The following is an 18263-nucleotide window of genomic DNA, read 5'->3' on the forward strand; positions in this document are numbered from 1 at the left end:
CGATCTCCCGCTTCATGCTCGCGCGCATCGACGGGGCGAGAGATGATCGATCGGGCCGACGCCGAGCGCCGAAACGATCTCACCTCCACTCATATCCGAACGCGCCGTCCGCCATCGTCACCCGCGCCTCGCGCAGCTCTTCCTTGGCCAGCGAGCGCTTCAAAAACTCGCGCGAGAGCGACGGCAGCAGCGTGTTGGTGATGATGTTGTCGATGATGCGTCCGCCGGAATCCGGATCATTGCATTGCGCGACGATGTGATCGACCACGGCGTCGTCATAGACGAAGGCCGCCTTGTGGTTCTCCTCGATGCGCTTGCCGATGCGATTCAATTGCAGCCGCACGATGCCCGACAGCATATCCGGCGACAGCGGGAAATAGGGAATGACGACGATGCGCCCGAGCAGCGCGGGCGGGAAGACGCGTTGCAGCTCCGGCCGCAGCGCGGCGGAGAGCGCCTCCGGATCGTCGAGATAGGCGGGATCGGCGCCGAGCTCCATGATGAGATCGGTTCCGACATTGGAGGTGAGGATGATCAGCGTGTTCTTGAAATCGATGCGCCGCCCCGAGCCATCCTCCATCTGCCCCTTGTCGAAGACCTGGAAGAAAATCTCATGCACATCGGGATGCGCCTTCTCGATCTCGTCGAGCAGCACGACGCTATAGGGCTTGCGCCTCACGGCCTCGGTGAGGCGTCCGCCCTCGCCATAGCCGACATAGCCGGGAGGCGCGCCCTTCAGCGTGGAGACGGTGTGCGCCTCCTGAAACTCCGACATGTTTATCGTGATGATATTCTGCTCGCCGCCGCAGATGGCCTCGGCGAGCGCCAGCGCCGTCTCGGTCTTGCCGACGCCGGAGGGGCCGCAGAGCATGAACACGCCGATCGGCTTATTGGGATTGTCGAGCCGCGCGCGATTGGTCTCGATGCGCTTGGAGATCATCGCCAGGCCATGGCTCTGGCCGACGACGCGCTTGTTCAATATTTCCGGCAGGCGGAGGATGTTCTCGATCTCGTCCTTCACCATGCGGCCGACCGGAATGCCGGTCCAATCCGACACGACGGCGGCGACCGCCTGCTCGTCGACATGCGGATAGATGGCGCGCGTCTCCGGATCGAGCGCGGCCAGCGCGTCGAGCTTTTCCGTCAGTCTGGCGCGCTCGCTCTCCTGCGCGGTCTCTTCCTCCGTTTGCGCGAGAATCTCGCGCAGCGAGCGCACCTCGTCGACGATGGATTTTTCGTGTTCCCAGGCGCGGTCCAGCACCCCGAGCCTGTCCTTCGCCGCCGCGATCGCATCGTCGATCTCGTTCACGCGCGCGCGCGTGTCGGCGCCGAGATCGCGATCGGCGAGCAGCGCCGCCTTCTCCTGCGCGAGATGGTCGATCTCCACACGCTTGTCGGCGATGGCGGCGGGCGTCGTCGATTGGCTGATGGCGACGCGGGCGCTCGCCGTGTCGAGCAGGCTCACCGCCTTGTCCGGCAATTGCCGCGCCGGAATATAGCGCTGCGACAAGGTGACGGCGGCGGTGACGGCGGCGTCGGAGATGCGCACGCCATGATGCTTCTCCATGGGCGCGAGAATGCCGCGCAGCATCGCGGCGGCGCGCGCGGCGTCCGGCTCGTCGATCTGGATCGGCTGAAAGCGCCGCGTCAGCGCCGGGTCCTTCTCGAAATATTGCCGATACTCGCTCCATGTCGTCGCGGCTATGGTGCGCAGCGTGCCGCGCGCGAGCGCCGGCTTCAGCAGATTGGCGGCGTCGCCCGTGCCGGCCGCGCCGCCGGCGCCGATCAGCGTATGCGCCTCGTCGATGAACAGAATGATCGGCTTGGGCGATTTCTGCACCTCGTCGATGACCGAGCGCAGCCGTTGCTCGAATTCCCCCTTCATCGAGGCGCCGGCCTGCAGCAGCCCGACATCGAGCGCGCGCAGCGTGACGCCGCGCAAGGGCGGCGGCACGTCGCCGGAGACGATCGCCTGCGCGAATCCTTCCACCACCGCCGTCTTGCCGACTCCGGCCTCGCCGGTGAGAATCGGATTATTCTGCCGGCGGCGCATCAGCACATCGACGATTTTTCTTATTTCCTCGTCGCGGCCGAGAATGCGGTCCATCTCGCCGGAGCGCGCTCTGGCGGTCAAATCCTGCGAGAAGCGATCGAGCGCGGTCTGCCCCCGCGTCTCGCCGGCGGGGCCGGCGCTCGGCGCGAGGCCGCTGCCGTCGACAGGACGCAGATTCTCCTCGTCCGAGCGGGCGAGAATCTTCTTGTGCTCGTCGAGCAGCGCATCGACGGCGATCTTGCCGAATTCGCGCGAGACCGAGAGCAGCGCGGTGCGCAGCCTTTCGGTCTTCAGCACGCCGACGAGCACATGGCCGGTGCGAATCTGCGCCTCGGCGAAGAAGAGAGTGGAATAGTGCCAGCCGCGGTCGAGCGCCTCGATCACCGCGCCGGAGTAATAGGGCGTCTCCGTCTGGCTCGGCGTCAGGCCGTCGATGGCGCTCTCCACATCGATCAGCAGCTTGGCGCGATCGAGATTGAAATGATCGGCGACGATGTCGACGTCGGAGCCGTTCTTCTCGAGCATGTGCAGCAGCCAATGGGCGAGCTCCACATAGCGATTGCCGAGGCTTTTCGCTTGGCGATGCGCTTTGGCGATCGTCTCGAATCCGACGAGATTGAGCTTGCCGGTGACTGTCTCGAGTCCAATGTCGGTCATAATCTGGTCGCCTCCGCTTCGCGTCTGGCTTTTTCGCGCTCATGCCTTTTGCGCTCCGCAGGCTGGAAGCGGGCGTCGGCGCGATAGCCGTCTTTCTTCGATGCGCTTTCGTCGACGAGCCAGCTCGTCCAGCCGAGACGCGCGCCGCCTGCCGACCCCGCGGCCGAGCCGGATGTGAGCCTGATCGGCTCGACGCAGCGCGCCGGCAGGGCGAGCTCGACATCCCAATCGAGCTCGTCGCCGACATAGAAGAACAAAATATCGACCAGCCGGTCGCAATCGTCGCCGATCGGCAGGAACTTTTGATATTGCGCCATATCGGTGACGAACAGCCGGATGCGGAACTTGTCCTGCACGCTGAACGACGCGGCGCCGACGAGGAAATCCGTTCCGAGCGTGCTGTTGCGTCCGCCGAGTTTGGAGCGCTCCGTCTCGTCGAATGCGAGCCAGGAGCCGATGAACTCGTCGATTTCCGTCTCGACGCGAAGCATGCCGCGGATCGCCTGGCGCAGGCGCGAGGCGGATTTGACCTGGCAGCCGAGCAGTCCCGCATAGAGCCCGACGCCCTCCGGTATGAAGGTCTCGCGGCGCTCGCCGTCCTGCTTTGCAGGCGCGGTCTCGAAGGCTCGCGTCGTATCGAAGGCTCGCGAGCCGACGCCGACCATGGACGTCACATAGGCGCCGAAGCGATCATATTCCGGCCGGTCGGCCTGCACGATGGGACGCGAATCGGCCCAGACGCGAAAGAACAATTGAATGAAGCGATTGTTGAAGAGATCGAGGAAATGGATGAAGGACGGATCTTCGGCCTGCGCGAAGGCGTGCGCTTCTTCCGTCAAATGATAGGGCAGCGGGCCCTGCGGGCCGAGCAGGCCGAGAAAGGCCGAGACGATATGCGCGCGATCGGCCGGCGTCTCGTCTCGCACGAGCGTTTCGCCGCGCGGAAGCGGCTTGTTCCAGCGCGGCGTGATCTCGCGCAGCGTCGAGCCGGGAAAGGCCATCCACGCTTCTTGCCCGAAGGAGATCGCGACCTCCTTCGCGAATTCCTGCGCGCGCAAGCGCACGACCTCGTCGCGCCGCGTGGCGCTGTCGCCGATGCGCGGGCGCGGCTGCGCGAACACGCTGTCGCCGTCGAGGCGCTCGCCGAGGCTGCGCTCGACGCGGCGCATCATGTCGAGAAAATCGAAGCGCCAGGGCTCGCGCTTCATCTTTTCGAAATAGCTCAAAGCGCCCTCCGCGCGCCGAGCCGCGCCGGCCAACGCATGATCTCGCCGCGCTCATTCGTGCGCAGCACGAGCTGCGTGAAATGGTTGAAGGCGGCGTATTCGCAATAGAAGCGATCGAGGATCGCGCCGAGCAGAAAAGCGCCGGTTCCCTCGAAGGCTTTCTCGTCCAGAGTGACGGTGACTTCCGTGCCGCGCGCCGGGCCGACGCCGCCGCCGCAGCGAATGCGCCTGACCACCGGCCGGCTCTCCACCGACAGCACGCCGCGCACGCGCCTTTCGCCGGCCGCGTCATTGGGCTCGGTGAAGGTCGTCAATATTTCGCGCAGCGCGCGCGCATTGTCGCCCGCCTCCCGCTCGGTGAGGCCGAGGTGATTGAGGCTCAGCATATTGATGAGCCGCCAGGAGACGGTCCCCGTATGCGCGGTCTCCGTGCGGCGTCGCTGATAGGAGACGATGGGCTCGCCGGGCCGCGTCGGGCCGGCGACGCAGACGAGATCGACGTCGACATCGTCGGCGAGACGAAAATCCACGCGGCTCTGGCCGATCGGCAGATGCTCGGGCAAATGCCGGTTCGAGCACAGGGCGCGAATGCTCAATTCGGTGACGCCGGCGTTCTCCTCCGACAAGGAGCCGGTGTCGCTCAGCGAGATGAACAGATCCGTGCCGAAATAATTTCCGGCCGGCCCATAGCGCTTCTCTTCGATCGTTCGTCGGCGCGGCGCGCGACGTATGGTGTATTGCAGCGCATTCTTCTCGCGCAGATCGGTCGAGGAGGCGTAGAGCGGCCGCACCGGGCGCTTCTCGGCGCTGCCGGGAAAATGCGCGAAGACGTCGACGAGCCGATGCGGCTCATAGTCGAGATAGCGGCTCTTGTCGGGAACGACGTGATATTCGTGCTGATTGGCTTTGATGGAGACACGGTCGGTCGCCATCTCGAAGAGATTGACCGCCGGCGCCGCATAGAGCGCGAACATGTCCTTCTGTACACTGGCGGCGAGCGCGGCGTTGACCTCGTCGAAGCCGAAAACGATGTCGATCACGCGCGCCGGCAGGCGGCTCGTCGCTCTGCGGTCGAGCGCGAGCTCGAAGCCCAGGAATTTTCGCGAGAACAGAAAATATTCATGCAGCAGATCGAAGCCGCGGAAAATGCGGTCGTCGCGCGGCAGCAGCGATTCGTGCTCGTCCATGCCGAGCTGGCGGAGGCAATCCTTCGGCGCCTCGATCACCGTGGCGTCATTGTTGGCGTCGACGCAACGGAACCACACGCCCGTGCAATGGCCGAAAATCTGCTCGTAGATCGCATTGGCGTGCGCTTCCGCCCCGGCGAGATAGAAGGGCAGCTCGGTCGCCTTATTATCGCTGAACAGCGACCAGGGCTGGGGCGGCGCCGCTTTCTCGCGCGCGTCATCGGCGGGGTCGGAGGTGGTCGCGACCATGAGCGTGATGCGCATGCCCGCGACCGTTTCCCGTCGCACATTGATCTTGAGCGGCTGCAGCGCCGCGGCGCTGGTAAAATATTCCGCGGACTTTATGGCGAAGGGCCAGAGCCGGATCGGCGCGGTCAGCGTGTAGCGGCAGGCGATTTCCTTGTCGGCCTCGACATAGGTCGCGTCGATCTGCGAGCCGCGCGGGAACAAGCGACCGTCGGCGAGCGCGGAGTCGCCATATTTCGGCAGCGCCTTGACCAGCAGGGCCGAGGGCGTCGGCGCGAGATAATGCGGAACCAGCTGCTCCAGCAGATTATTGGCGAATTCCGGAAACTCGTGCTTGATCTTCAATTGCACGCGCGCCGCGAGGAAGGCCGCGCCTTCCAGCAGGCCGGCGGCCATGGGATCGGCGCGCTCGCGGAGCAGGCCGCCGAGGCGCTTGGCGATCTCCGGATATTCTTCGGCGAATTCGGCGGCGTGCTCGTAGAAGAGATCGAGCTCGCGATTATAGAGATCGAGAAATTCTCGGTTCATCGATCAGCGCCGCGTGAAGTGGAGCTTGCCCGTCGTTTCCTCGAATTTGGCGACGAATTCGATCGGGACGTTCAGCGGCTGGCAGAGAAGATGACCGTCGACGATGTAGCGGATCTCCTGCAGCGCCTCGGGCGAGCGGTCGCGCGTGACGCGGACGGTTCCGGGAACGAGGCGCGGCTCATAGTGCTTCAGCACCGCGACGATCTCGCCGTCGAGATCGCGGGCCTCCAATTCGTCCATGGTGCGATTGGCGAGGTCGGGGAAGCCGTAATTGAGAATGGAGCGGCGCACGCGGGCAAAGGGCTCGAGATCGATCGTCGAATCCATCGAGACGTGATTCATCAACGCGGCGACGTCGTGCTCGACCTCGGCCTTCAGCTCCTGCTCGTTGATCGGGGCTCTCTGCGGCCGCGTCTTGCGCTCCGGCTCCGGCGCCAGGCCGTCGCGGGCGAGAGCCTGCCGCCTCGCCGTCTCGCGCGCCTGCTCGCGGCGGTCGCGATGGGCGGCGCGAAACACATGCATGAGCGGCGGGCTGAGCCGGTCCGCCGGCTGGACGCTTGTCGTCGACGCGAAGGTCATGGAGCTTTCTCCGCGCGGCGTCCCGGATCGGCGCGCCGACCGACGCGCAGAGCGCTATGTGGTCGGCGGCCTCGTCGCGCGACGGCCGCCGACACGTCATTCATCAGAACGACTTGTTTTCCTTCACATCGTAGCCGCCGCTGATGCTCGGGTCGAGCGAGCCGTCGGCCTTTTGCGGGCTGTATTCGAGCTTCACCTTGGTGAAATTGAGCGTGAAGCTCTCCGTCGGCACCGCGCCGCTGTGGCCGTCGCTGTGGAAGGAGGTGATGAACACGTCGTTGAGCGTGATCTTGAGATATTCCTGCTGGCCGCCGCCGGCTTTGCGGACGGTGATCAGCGTCTCCGAGAAATGCTTTCCCTCGGCGGCGAATTTCAGCAGGTTGGGCGAGGATTTGTCGACCGATTTGGTGAAATGGAGATCCTGGAAATCGGCCTTGCCGGCGCCCGCGCCGGTGCCATGGCCCGACGTGCCCTGATTGGTCACGCCGAATCCATAGCTCATGATCTCGATCTCGCCCTTGTGCTTGGCGTCCGTGGACTCGCCGTCGACCTTGGGGTTGAACTTGATGAAAATATCGGTAGCCATCGTGCTGCATCCTCTAATCGGGTTCGAATGATCGATGCGTGAAATCGCAAAAAGCGCTCCTCGCACCCTCCCTATTTGATCGGGAGACGAGACACGAGGCGCATTCCGATATTCATGCCTTCGAGTTGATAATGCGGCCGCAACTCGAATGTCGCGGAATAATATCCTGGATTTTCCTCATTCGGGACGATGGTGATCTTCGCGCCGGCGAGAGGCTTCTTGCGTTTCACCTCGTCGGACGAATTGGTCGGGTCGCCGTCGACATATTGGACGATCCAGTTCTGCAACCATCTCTGCAGCTCCTCCTTCTCCTTGGTGGAGCCGATCTTATCGCGCACCATGACCTTCAAATAATGTGCGAAGCGACACACCGCGAACATATAGGGGAGCCGCGCCGCCAGATTGCTGGAGGCGGTGGCGTCCGGATCATTGTTGTATTCCTTGGGGCGCGCCAGCGATTGCGCGCCGATGAACACCGCGCGATCGGTGTTCTTGCGATGGATGAGCGGCATCAGGCCCGCCTTGGCCAGCTCCGCCTCGCGGCGGTCGCTGATGGCGATCTCCGTCGGGCATTTCAGATCGACGCCGCCATCGTCGGTCGGGAAAGTGTGGGTCGGCAGATCCTCGACCTCGCCGCCCGATTCGACGCCGCGAATGCGCGAGCACCAGCCGTGATCCTTGAAGGCGCGGGTGATGTTCGCCGCCATCGCATAGGCGGAGTTCATCCAGGCGTATTTCTCGCCCTTGTGGCCGTCGGTGTCCTCCTCGAAGCCGAATTCCTCGACCGGCTCGGAAGCGGCGCCGTAGGGCAGACGCGCCAGCACGCGCGGCAGCGTCAGGCCGAGATATTTGGCGTCTTCCGAATCGCGCAGGCTCTTCCAGGCCGCATATTCCGGCGTGTCGAACACTTTGCCGATGTCGCGCGGATTGGAGAGCTCGTTCCAGCTGTCCATGCGCATCAGGCTCGGATCGGCGGCGGAGATGAAGGGCGCATGGGCGGCCGCCGCGATCTTGCAAAGATCGCGCAGCAGCTGCACGTCGGTCGGATGATGGCTGAAATAATAGTCGCCGACGAGCGCGCCATAGGGTTGGCCGCCGAGCTGTCCATATTCCTCTTCATAGACTTTCTTGAAGAGCTCGCTCTGGTCCCATTTGGCTTTCGGATAGTCCTTGAGATGCTGATAGAGCTCCGTCTTGGAGATGTTCAGCACGCGGATCTTCAGCGTCGCGTCGGTCTCCGAGCTGTAGACGAGGTGATGCAGCCCCCGCCAGGCGCTCTCGATCTTCTGGAACTCCTCGGCGTGGATGATCTCGTTGATCTGCGCCGTCAGCTTCTCGTCGATCGAGGCGATCAGCCGCTCGATCGTGTCGAGCACATCGTCCTTGATCACGGCGTCCGTGTTGGACAAGGCCTGATCGACGAAGATGGAGATGGCGTCCTGGACGCGGGCGTTCTGCTCACGCGCCGCGGATTCCTCCTTCGGCGGCTTGAAGCTCTGCTTCAGCGATTGGAGAAATTCGTCGAGTTCGCCGCCGGTCGCGGAGACGGCGGCTTCGGTCTGGGAGAGCTCTGTCGTCATGTCGCGCCTCGATTATTTGTCGCCGGTCTGTGTCGCGGAGAGGAATTCCTTCAACGCCTCCATCTTTTGCGGGTCCTTCAACAGAGTCCGCAATTGCTGGTTGGCGGCGTCCTTGCCGTCCATATAGACACGGAGATTGGCCAGCTTCTGCCGCGCTTCGAGCAGCTCGGCGAGAATCGGCACCTGCTTGGCGACCGCGGCGGGACTGAAATCGGCCATGCTCGTGAAGTCGAGCTTCACGCTCAATTTCTCGCCCGATCCTTCGCTGAGCTTGTTTTCGACGTGGAAGCTGACGCCCGGACGAACGCCGCTCTCCGAGCTCATCCGCTCGTCGAAATTGTCCATGTCGAATTCGACGAACTTGCGGCTGGCCGCCGTTCCCTTGTCGAAGCCTTCCTTGCCGTGCCCGGGCGAATTGCCGGACAGATCGGCCAGCACGCCCATCACGAACGGAAGCTCGACCTTCTCGTCGGCGGTGGGATCGACATATTCGATTTGGACTCGCGGGGGCCGATTGCGCGCGATGAACTTTTGCCCACTCATCTTCGCCATTTACAATAATCCCAGTTAAGCGACTTCATCAATTCGCGATAGAGAAACCGAGCGCCCGTGTTCTGTCAAGCCATTGGACAGGAAGCGCTCGCCGTCGCAGGTCGCGCGAGCGTCGGAGCTTTCGTCGGACCGCGTTGAATCGAGGCGCGGTCGAGCCGCCCTATGGCGAATTTGCGACGATCAATAGGCGTTCTCGCGTTCGAGCACGGCGCCGAGCACGGCGATGAAGTCCTTGTCGGCGAGCGCGCGCGCGCGATCGATCAGGCAAGGAATGGGGCTCGACGGCTCGGCGAGACGAAAGTAGCGCGCGATATCGTCGAGCAGCAGCAAGGCCTGCGCGCGCGTCGTCGCCGCGAAGCTCGGCGCGTCGGACTCGTATTCCTCATCGTACTCGAGCTCCGCGATCACGAGCGTCGCGGGCGTCTCGGCTTCGAGCGTCTCGACTCGGAACGTCGTCGCAGGGCTGTCGTCCGGCGCGACGCTCGTCGACTCCGTCGATTCGGCGTCTGCCTCCTGCGCCGGGGCGACCGTTTCTTCCGCGATCGGCGCCGGCGCGGCGAGCAGCGGCGTCGTCCGGGCGAGGCGGCGACGCGTCTTGCGCGGCGCCTCGCGCTCGTCGAAATATTCCGCGCGGGTCGGCGTCATCTCGCCGAGCGGGGCGATGGCGAGCTTGAAAGGATGCTCGCCGCCGATCGCGAACTGCGCATAGGCGTGCCGCTCCGGCAGCAGGGCGGCGAGCACCTCGATGAATGTCTTGCCCTGCAGGACGATCGCCTGCGCCACCAGCGGCAGCGCGGGATTGGAGGGCTCGTAGAGGCAGAAATAGTCTTTCGTCGCCTCCAGCGCGCGGCGGGCGTGAGCCGCGCAGGCGATGGCGCCGCGCGGAGCGTCGGCGCCGCTGTCGCCCTCCTCTCCGTCCTCCGGCTCGGGAGCGGTCGGGTCCGGAAAGGCGAGCGAGAAGAAGGTCAGCACGCCGCCGACGACCTTCAGCAGCTGGCTGAATTCCGGCGTTTCCACCGCGCCCGCCTGCGCGAGGAAGCGCCCGCGAATGTCTTTCAGCGCCGCTTCGAGACGCCGAAAGCCGGCGCGCGTCGCGCCGACGCTCTCCTCGCCGGCGTCCGCGAGCGCGCGCACGATCTGCTCTTGCGTCATCGCCGCTATGCGGCCGCCGGCGGGCTTCTCGCCGCCCTCGCCGCCCTCGGTCGCTTTCTCCTGCTCGGCGAGCACGGTGGAGCGATAGGCGATATTGCCCTTGCGGCGATCGGAATGGAGGGTGACGAATTGCAGCGAGATGGTCACGACGGAGGCGTCGAGCTCGTCGAGAATATCGGCGCGCGCTTTCACCGAGCCGTCGCGGGCGCGCGGATGCACGGCCTCCCAATGGCGCTCCAGCAGCGTCGCCATGGCTGCGACCGTGTCGACGAACTCGTCGAGGTTGCGTTTGAGCGCGGCGAAGCGCGCCAGAAAAACCAGCAGGCGCAGATCGCGTGTGCGCTTCATCACATCGGCGAGCATCGCCGGTATGTATTCTGTGGCCTCTCGGAATTCAGTGTCGGTCGGATCGAAGGGCCGTCCGTCCGTAAAGAAGGTGTCGGGCAATTGAAACGGCGCGAAGGCGAAGAAATTCATGAAGGCGGCGTCGCCGCTCTCGTCGAGATCGGGGCCGCAAGGGTCGGTATCGGTGACGGGGGAGCACAGGAGCGCGGGATCGACGATCGCCATGGAAGCTCAATCCTCCGCGCGCGTCTCGACGCGGCGATTGGCCGGATCGAGCGGATCAGTCACCTTCGGCCTCGTCTTTCCGTAGCCTTGCGCGTCGAGACGCGCCGGATCGATCCCCGCCGAAACCAGATAGTTGCGCACCGCCTCGGCGCGTCTTCGCGAGAGCCGCAGATTGGCCTCGTCGCGCCCGCGTCCGTCGGTGTGGCCGTCGACGTGGAAACGACGCGCGGCCAGCGCGGGGTCGCGCAGCGCCTCGGCGAATTCGTTCAAATTCTTGCGCGCGCCGGCGGTCAGCCGTTCGGAGCCGAGCTCGAATGTCACTTCGAGGTCGAATGTCTCGCTCGTCGCGGCTTTCGGCGCGTCGCCGCCGCAATCCGTCGCGGCGCCGATGCAGATGGAGCGCGATGCGCCGAAGCCGGGTTCGGAAGCAAAACGCCGAACGATATCCGCCGCGGAATAGGCCGGCGTTTCATCGGCTCGGCACTTTGTCCACGAGAGGGACGCCGCGGCGAGAGACAGAAGGAATGCGAGATGAGCCTTGCGCCGCAATATGTCGTCCCCATCACAAAAATACCTCTCGACACTATTTTTGCCGTTACGTATCGTCAAGGGCTTGCCCGTTTGGCTTTCTAGCTTGTTTCGAGATTCGGACACACGATGGCTGATATTTTGAGTCAGGAAGGCCGCATCGCGGTCCTGTCCACGCCCTCGGCGAAGGACAAGCTGGCGATCACGGCGCTCGACGCCACCGAAGGGTTGAGCGAGCTCTTCGAGTTTCGCATCGAGGCGGTGAGCCTCGACGCGAACATCGACTTCGATCAATTGCTCGGACGCGAATGCACGATCGCCTTGTCGCTGCTCGGCCCGCAGAAGCGCTTTTTCAGCGGCGTCGTGGCGGAGGCGCAGGCGATCGGCTCCTTCGAGGACCTGTTCGTCTATCGTTTCGTTCTGCGCCCGACCCTATGGCTGCTCACGCGCGCCACCAATTGCCGGATCTTTCATCGCAAGTCGGCGCTGACGATCGTCACCGACGTGCTCGGCGAACGCAATGTCTCGATCGAGGATGCGACCAAGCGCGGCTATCCCGAGCTCGACTATTGCGTGCAATATCGCGAGACGGATTTCGATTTCGTCTCGCGTCTCATGGAGCAGCACGGAATTTATTATTACTTCAAGCATTCGGACGGCGCGCATAAGCTGGTTCTGGCGGATTCGCGCTCCTCGCACGAGCCGATCGCCGGCGGCGCCTCGATCGCTTTCGCCAATGCGCTCGCCGGTCTGACCCAGCAGGAGCAGGCGCTGTTCTCCTGGTCGTCGGAGCGGCGCTTCCGCACCGGCAAGATCGAGCTGCGGGACTATGCGTTTCGCGAGCCGGGCGCCAATCTCAAGACCAACGCCCAGGGCTCCGAGCGCTACGCCAAGGCGACCGCTTTCGAATATTACGACTATCCCGGCAAATATGACTCGACGCGCGACGGCCGGCTCTATGCGGACGCGCGGCTCGAGGCCGAGCAGGCGATCGACTATCGCCGCTACGCTTCGGGCCAGGCCGCCAATCTGTTTCCCGGCGGCCTCGCCGCGCTCGACCGCCATCCGACGCAGGCGGAGAACAAGCAATATCTGGTGATCCGCTGCTCGCATCATTTCGCCGACGAGGCCTATCGCTCCTCCGCCGCGCTCGATGGGCAGCCCTATCACGGCAATTACGAGCTGCAGCCGGCGGACCGCGTGTTCCGCGCGCCCTTGGTGACGCCGCGGCCGCTCGTCCATGGGCCGCAGACCGCCAAGGTCGTCGCGCGCGGCAAGGACGCCGACAGCGAGGAGATCGACACCGATCCCGACGGCCATGGGATGATCAAGGTGCGCTTTCATTGGGATCGCGACGACAAGCGCTCCTGCTGGATTCGCGTCGCGCAGCTGTGGTCCGGCCCCGGCTGGGGGGCGCAATTCATTCCGCGCATCGGCATGGAGGTGGTGGTCGAGTTTCTGGAGGGCGATCCCGACAAGCCGATCGTCGTCGGCGCCGTCTATAATGGCGGCAATAAATTCCCCTACAAGCTGCCCGAGAACAACACGCAGTCCGGCATCAGATCCGATTCCTCGAAAGGCCATAGCGGCTACAATGAATTCATGTTCGAGGACAAGGCGAATTCCGAGAAGATCCGCATGCATGCCGAGAAGGATCATCAAGTGGTGATCCGCAATTCGGAGACGATCGAGATCGGCGAGAATTTTTCCGGCGGCGGCGCCTCGCGCAAGACGACGCTGAAGCAGGGCGGCGACGCGCTGACGCTGGAATCGGGCTCGCGCACGACGACGATCCATGGCGGCAAGGACACGACGACCGTCGATCAGAGCATAAAGATCGAATCGCTCGGCGACACGATCACGCTGCAGACGGGCGCGAGCTCGATCAAGCTGACGCCGAGCAAGATCGAGATCAGCTCGACGATGATCGCGCTGTCGGCGTCCAAGATCGATTTGAACTGAAGGGAAAGCCTTTGACCGCGTCGAGCAAGATCCGCTTCGCCACGGTGCGCGACCTCTACGCCGCCTTTCCCACCGCGGAGGTCGACGTCGGGATCGAGAGCCGCGACGAGCCCTCCGCCGCTTTCGTCTCCCGCCTGTTGAAGGAGGGAGAGCGGCGCGCGGCTTTGTCCTATTGCGCCTATCTGCTCGCGCGGCGCGAGGCGGTGTGGTGGGCCGCGCGCTGCGTGCGTCAGACCGCGCCGGAGGACGCCGTCTCGCTGCGCTGCCTGCAGGCGGTGGACGAATGGGTCACGGAGCCGAGCGAGGCGCGTCGACGGCGCGCGCTCGACGAGGCGACGCAGGCGCGAAAATCGCTCGCCGCGGCCTGGGTCGCGCAGGCGGCGGGATGGTCGGGAGGCAATGTCTCGCCCGATCCGGCCTATTTCATGGAGCCGCCGCCGCAGGCCACGGCGCAGGCGGCGCGCGGCGCCGTGCTGATCGCGGTCGGCGCTCTTTCGTCCGATCGCCGCGACGCCGCGCAGGTCGAATGGATCGAGGCGGGGCTGCGTTGCGCCGTCGGCGATCCCGGTCGGTCGTGAGGCGGAGAGGCGCGGGCGAGCCGTCCGCGGGGGGAGCCATCGGGGAATGCGCCTGACATTGACGATCGAGAATTTCAGCCGGCGGCCGGATGGCGGCCCGCTGACCTATGTCGCGGAGGGCCGCCGCAGCGTCGACATCGGCCGCAATCAGCATCTCGACTGGTGCCTGCCGGACGAGAACCATTTCATCTCCGGGCGTCATTGCGAGATCGCGCCGCGCGACGGCTGCTATTATCTGACCGACGTCTCGATGAACGGGACTTTCGTCAATCATCCCGACACGCGCGTCCAATCGCCCTATCGGCTGCGCGACGGCGATCGCCTCTATATCGGCGACTATGTGGTCGTCGTGCATGTGGAGGGCGATGCGCCGGGCGCGGAGCCTGCTCCCGTCTCGGCGACGCAGCCGGCGCCGTCCTATGATGATTTCTGGAGCGCCTCGGAGCCGGCGCCGCCGCCGATCGATCCGCGCTCGCTCGCGCCGCAGCGCCTCGATCCGGCGCCGCATGTCGATTGGATCGATTATGTCGCCGACGCGCCGACGCCGATGACGCCGACGCCGCGGCGCCCTTCTGCGGAGCCCGCGCCGATTTGGGGCGTCGGGCCTGCGCCCCTGGCGGGTGTCGTCGCGCCTGCGCCGACCACGCCCGACGACATTTGGGGCGCGCCTCCGCCGGCCGTAGCGTCGGCGCGTGAGACACTGTCGAGCCCGGTCGTCGACTGGGCGCCTCCTCCTCCTCCTCCTCCGCCTCTATCTGCGCCTCCATCTCCGCCGCCCGCGGCATCGTCGCCGCTCGCCGTCGCTCCCGCAGCGCCGGCGCCGGACGACGCCTATTCCGAATTTCTGGCGAGCTTCTCGCGCGCGCTCGGTCTGGCGGAGCAGCCTTTCGCCGGCGCGACGCCGGCGCAATTGGGCGAGCAGCTCGGCGCGCTGACGCGCCTCATCGCGGAGGAGACGCGGCAATTGCTGCGCGCCCGCGCCGAGGCCAAGCGCCTCACCCGCAGCGCCAGCCATACGATCATCGAGGCGCAGGGCAACAATCCGCTGAAATTCGCGCCGACGACGGAGGAGGCGCTGCGCATCGTCCTCGGGGCGCCGCGGCCGGGCTATCTCGCAGCCGGCCCGGCCTTCGCCCAGGCCTTCGTCGATGTGAAGGCGCATGAGCTGCGCACCTATGCCGCCATGCAGGAGGCGGTGCGCATGCTGAGCGACGGCCTCGATCCCGCGAGCCTCGAGAAAGCGCAGGGCAAGGATACGGGGATCGCCTCGCTGGTCGGCTCGCGCAAGGCGCGCCTCTGGGACCGCTATGTCGAGCGTTGGGCGGCGATGAGCCCGCGCTCCGGCGACAAGCTCGCCGACGCCTTCATGCGCAATTTCGCCGACTGCTACGACCGGGCCGACGCCCGGAAATAAATAACAGGGGGAGCAAATGTCTTGGCGCAGCAAGGTCGTGTGGAGCGAGGGATTGTTCCTGCGCCCGCACCACTTCCAGCAGGGCGATCGCTATCTCGAATGGGCGACGACGGCCCGCACGCGCCATCTCGCGCCCTTCTCCTGGGGTTTTTCCCGCCTCGACATCGATCACGGCCTGGCGCAGCGCGGCAAATTCGGGCTCGAGGCCGCCTGGGGCGTGATGCAGGACGGCACGCCGTTCCAGCTCGAGGGCAAGGAGGAATTGCCCGAGCCTCTGCCGATCGACGAAAAAATCGCCAATCGCATCGTCTGGCTCGCCTTCCCGGAAGCCTCGCCCAACACGCGCGAGGTGGCGCGGCGCGACAGCGTTTCGGCGAGCCGCTATTTCCACGCCTCCGAGACCTTCATCGACTCGACGTCGGAGCTGCGCAGCGAGGAGGAGATCGAGGTCGCCCATCCGCGCATGGAGCTGCATATCGAGAGCGAGCGCAAGCGCGGCTACAACAACCTCCCGGTCGCGCGCATCGTGAAGCTCGAGAATGGCGCGATCCTGCTCGATCCGGAATTCGCGCCGACAGTGCTCGTCTGCCGCGCGCATGACGTCGTCGTCGGCTGGCTCAATCGCGTCATCGGCTGGGTCGAGAACAAGCTCGACGCCATCGCCCGCTACGCCGCCGATCCGACCGCCGGCGGCGGATTGCAGAATCGCGATTATCTGCTGCTCCAGACGCTCAATCGCGCGATCCCCGCGCTCCGGCATTTCGAGCAGACGTCGAACCATCTGCATCCGGAGCGGCTCTATGTGCTTCTCGTCTCGCTCGCCGGCGAGCTCGCCACCTTCTGCGCCGCCGACCGCCGCGCGCCGAGCTATCGCGCCTATGACCACGACAATCTGAAGGCCACATTCGAGCCGGTGCTGCGCGATCTGCAGGATTTCCTCAGCAAGGACGCCGATCATCGCGCCATTCGGCTCGAGCTTCAGCAGCTAGCGCCCAATGCGTTCAAATCGCCGATCAAGGATCGCTCGCTGTTTCAGAACGCGTCCTTCTATCTCGAGGTCGCGTCGCGTCGTCCGCTCAGCGAGATTCAGATGCAGTTTCCCAATCTGCTGAAGATCGGTCCCGACACGCGCATGAACGAGATCGTTCATTACAATCTCCCCGGCGTGCCGATCGTGCATCGGCCGTCGCCGCCGCCGCAGATCCGCCTGCTCGGCGATCATGTCTATTTCTACATCGACAAGAAGAGCCCGCTCTGGGCCGATTTCAGCGTCGCCGCCGCGATCGGCCTGCATTTCTCGGGCGATTGGCCGGACCTCGAGCTCGAGCTCTGGGCCATTCGGGAGGATAAGCGATGAGCGACAAGGACAATCCTTTCGGTCCGCCGGGCGGCGACCGCACCGTCTTTCAGCCCAATCCCGGCGGGCGTCGTCCGCCGCCGCGGCCCGCCGCGCCGCCTGCTCCGCCACCCACGCCCGGTTACACGCCGCAAACGGCGCCGGCCTATGCGCCGCAGCCCGATTTCGGCGCGCCGCGCCCCGCCGAGCATCCTTACGGCCAATTCGCGCCCTCGCCTTTCGAGACCGCGAGCGCCCCGCGCGCGCCGGCGCCCGACGCCTGGGTGACGGGCCGCGCGCAGCAGCAGGCCGCGGCGCAATTGCAGCGCGCCGAGGATTTGGATTTCGACGATCTCGTCGCGCAGCATCCCAATCCCATATTGCGCGCCGCCGGCCCGCTGCTGCATCTGCTCGGGCGGCTGCGCGTCGCCGCGCTCAGCGTCGATCTCGAGAGCCTGCTCGAGCAGGTCGCCGCCGCCGTCGCCTTTTTCGACAAGGACATTCGCAGCGCCGGCGTCACGCCGGAGCAGGCCAATGTCGCCAAATATCTCATCTGCGCGACGGCCGACGACATCGTGCAGAACATACCGACCGACGACCGCCATTTGTGGACGCGCTACAGCATGACCTCGCGCTTCTTCGGCGAGCGTCTCGGCGGCGTGAATTTCTTCAAGCAGCTCGAATGGCTGCAACGCGATCCGGGCGCCAATTTCGACGTGCTGGAATTGCAGCATGTCTGCCTCGCGCTCGGCTTTCAGGGTCAATATCGCGCCGCCGAGGGCGGCCCCAATCAGCTGCAATATATTCAGCGCAACCTCTATGAGCTGCTGCGCCGCGTGCGGCCGCGGCAGGCGCTCGATCTCTCGCCGCGCTGGAAGGGCCAGGCGTTGCCGCTCGGACGCAAGGGCTTCGCGCTGCCGGTCTGGGTCGCGGCGGCGGTCGCGGCGCTGCTGCTCTTCGGCGCATTCATCGGCCTGCGCGCCAAGCTCGGCGGAATCGGCGAAGCGGTCGCCGCGGAGATCGAGACGCTGCATCCCGCGACCAAGATCGCGTTGCAGGAGCGGCTGAATCTGCCGCGCGTGGAGCCGCCGCCCAAGCCCTCCGTGCAATGCAAGCGCATCGGCGAGCAGGTCGGCGATGGCGTCAGCGTCACCTGCAATGGCAAATGGGTGCAGATCAAGGTCGGCGACGCCGTGCTGTTCCAATCCGGCAAGGCGGCGGTGCTGCCGCAATTCGCGCCCATCGCCGAGCGTATCGCGCGCGCCATAGACGGCGAGACCGGGCCGATCAAGGTGATCGGCCACACCGACAATCAACCGCTGAGCCCGCTCAATCCGTTCCGCGACAATCAGCGTCTGTCGGAGGAGCGGGCGCGCGCCGTCGCTTCTCTGCTGAAGCCGCTGCTCAAGGATGCGTCGCGCGTCGCGGAGGCCGGCCGCGGCCCTTCCGAGCCGATCGCCGACAACGCCAATGAAGCCGGACGTCGCCTCAATCGGCGCGTCGAAGTGCTGATCGGCCGCATAGACTGA

14 protein-coding genes are annotated in these 18263 nt (G+C 65.3%); 5 read left to right on the forward strand and 9 right to left on the reverse strand.

Going from position 1 to position 18263, the window contains the following annotated elements; all coding sequences use genetic code 11:
* Nucleotides 1–79: 79 nt before the first annotated feature.
* The 9 genes from tssH to VIF40_RS05270 form a co-directional block, all read right to left on the reverse strand.
* On the reverse strand, nucleotides 80–2710 hold the full coding sequence (tssH, locus tag VIF40_RS05230; RefSeq protein ID WP_331936464.1) for a type VI secretion system ATPase TssH: 2631 nt from the start codon (nucleotides 2708–2710) through the stop codon (nucleotides 80–82).
* Nucleotides 2707–3936 (reverse strand): type VI secretion system baseplate subunit TssG, encoded by a 1230-nt coding sequence (gene tssG / locus VIF40_RS05235; RefSeq protein WP_331936465.1) that lies wholly within the window; start codon nucleotides 3934–3936, stop codon nucleotides 2707–2709. The genes tssH and tssG overlap by 4 nt, the downstream gene beginning before the upstream one ends.
* Entirely contained in the window at nucleotides 3933–5897 is a 1965-nt protein-coding gene (tssF, locus tag VIF40_RS05240) for a type VI secretion system baseplate subunit TssF (protein WP_331936466.1), read from the reverse strand. Before tssF ends, tssG begins: the two co-directional genes overlap by 4 nt.
* 3 nt (nucleotides 5898–5900) lie before the next feature.
* Complete coding sequence (locus VIF40_RS05245; RefSeq protein ID WP_331936467.1) at nucleotides 5901–6476, reverse strand: type VI secretion system baseplate subunit TssE; 576 nt, start codon at nucleotides 6474–6476, stop codon at nucleotides 5901–5903.
* A 103-nt stretch (nucleotides 6477–6579) separates the two neighbouring features.
* Nucleotides 6580–7062 (reverse strand): type VI secretion system tube protein Hcp, encoded by a 483-nt coding sequence (locus VIF40_RS05250; protein WP_331936468.1) that lies wholly within the window; start codon nucleotides 7060–7062, stop codon nucleotides 6580–6582.
* 71 nt (nucleotides 7063–7133) lie between these two features.
* Complete coding sequence (gene tssC / locus VIF40_RS05255; RefSeq protein WP_331936469.1) at nucleotides 7134–8642, reverse strand: type VI secretion system contractile sheath large subunit; 1509 nt, start codon at nucleotides 8640–8642, stop codon at nucleotides 7134–7136.
* Nucleotides 8643–8654: 12 nt separating this feature from the next.
* The gene (tssB, locus tag VIF40_RS05260) at nucleotides 8655–9194 is read right to left on the reverse strand and encodes a type VI secretion system contractile sheath small subunit (protein ID WP_331936470.1); all 540 of its coding nucleotides are present in this window, start codon (nucleotides 9192–9194) and stop codon (nucleotides 8655–8657) included.
* A 180-nt stretch (nucleotides 9195–9374) separates the two neighbouring features.
* Nucleotides 9375–10916, reverse strand: coding sequence for a type VI secretion system ImpA family N-terminal domain-containing protein (locus VIF40_RS05265; protein ID WP_331936471.1), 1542 nt, complete (start codon nucleotides 10914–10916; stop codon nucleotides 9375–9377).
* A gap of 6 nt (nucleotides 10917–10922) precedes the next feature.
* Nucleotides 10923–11465, reverse strand: a complete 543-nt coding sequence (locus VIF40_RS05270; RefSeq protein WP_331936472.1) for an OmpA family protein — start codon at nucleotides 11463–11465, stop codon at nucleotides 10923–10925.
* Between the two features lie 108 nt (nucleotides 11466–11573).
* On the opposite strand from VIF40_RS05270, the gene VIF40_RS05275 reads away from it, so the two are divergent.
* From VIF40_RS05275 to icmH, 5 genes are read left to right on the forward strand one after another with little or no spacing between them, the layout of a single operon-like run.
* Nucleotides 11574–13406, forward strand: a complete 1833-nt coding sequence (locus VIF40_RS05275) for a type VI secretion system Vgr family protein (RefSeq protein WP_331936473.1) — start codon at nucleotides 11574–11576, stop codon at nucleotides 13404–13406.
* Between the two features lie 11 nt (nucleotides 13407–13417).
* On the forward strand, nucleotides 13418–13984 hold the full coding sequence (locus VIF40_RS05280) for a DUF6931 family protein (RefSeq protein ID WP_331936474.1): 567 nt from the start codon (nucleotides 13418–13420) through the stop codon (nucleotides 13982–13984).
* A 46-nt stretch (nucleotides 13985–14030) separates the two neighbouring features.
* Nucleotides 14031–15398, forward strand: coding sequence for a type VI secretion system-associated FHA domain protein TagH (gene tagH, locus VIF40_RS05285; protein WP_331936475.1), 1368 nt, complete (start codon nucleotides 14031–14033; stop codon nucleotides 15396–15398).
* A 16-nt stretch (nucleotides 15399–15414) separates the two neighbouring features.
* Nucleotides 15415–16755, forward strand: coding sequence for a type VI secretion system baseplate subunit TssK (gene tssK / locus VIF40_RS05290; RefSeq protein ID WP_331936476.1), 1341 nt, complete (start codon nucleotides 15415–15417; stop codon nucleotides 16753–16755).
* On the forward strand, nucleotides 16752–18263 hold the full coding sequence (icmH, locus tag VIF40_RS05295; RefSeq protein WP_331936477.1) for a type IVB secretion system protein IcmH/DotU: 1512 nt from the start codon (nucleotides 16752–16754) through the stop codon (nucleotides 18261–18263). The genes tssK and icmH overlap by 4 nt, the downstream gene beginning before the upstream one ends.

Origin of the sequence: Methylosinus sp. (assembly GCF_036560965.1) — a bacterium.
Taxonomy (GTDB): domain Bacteria; phylum Pseudomonadota; class Alphaproteobacteria; order Rhizobiales; family Beijerinckiaceae; genus Methylosinus.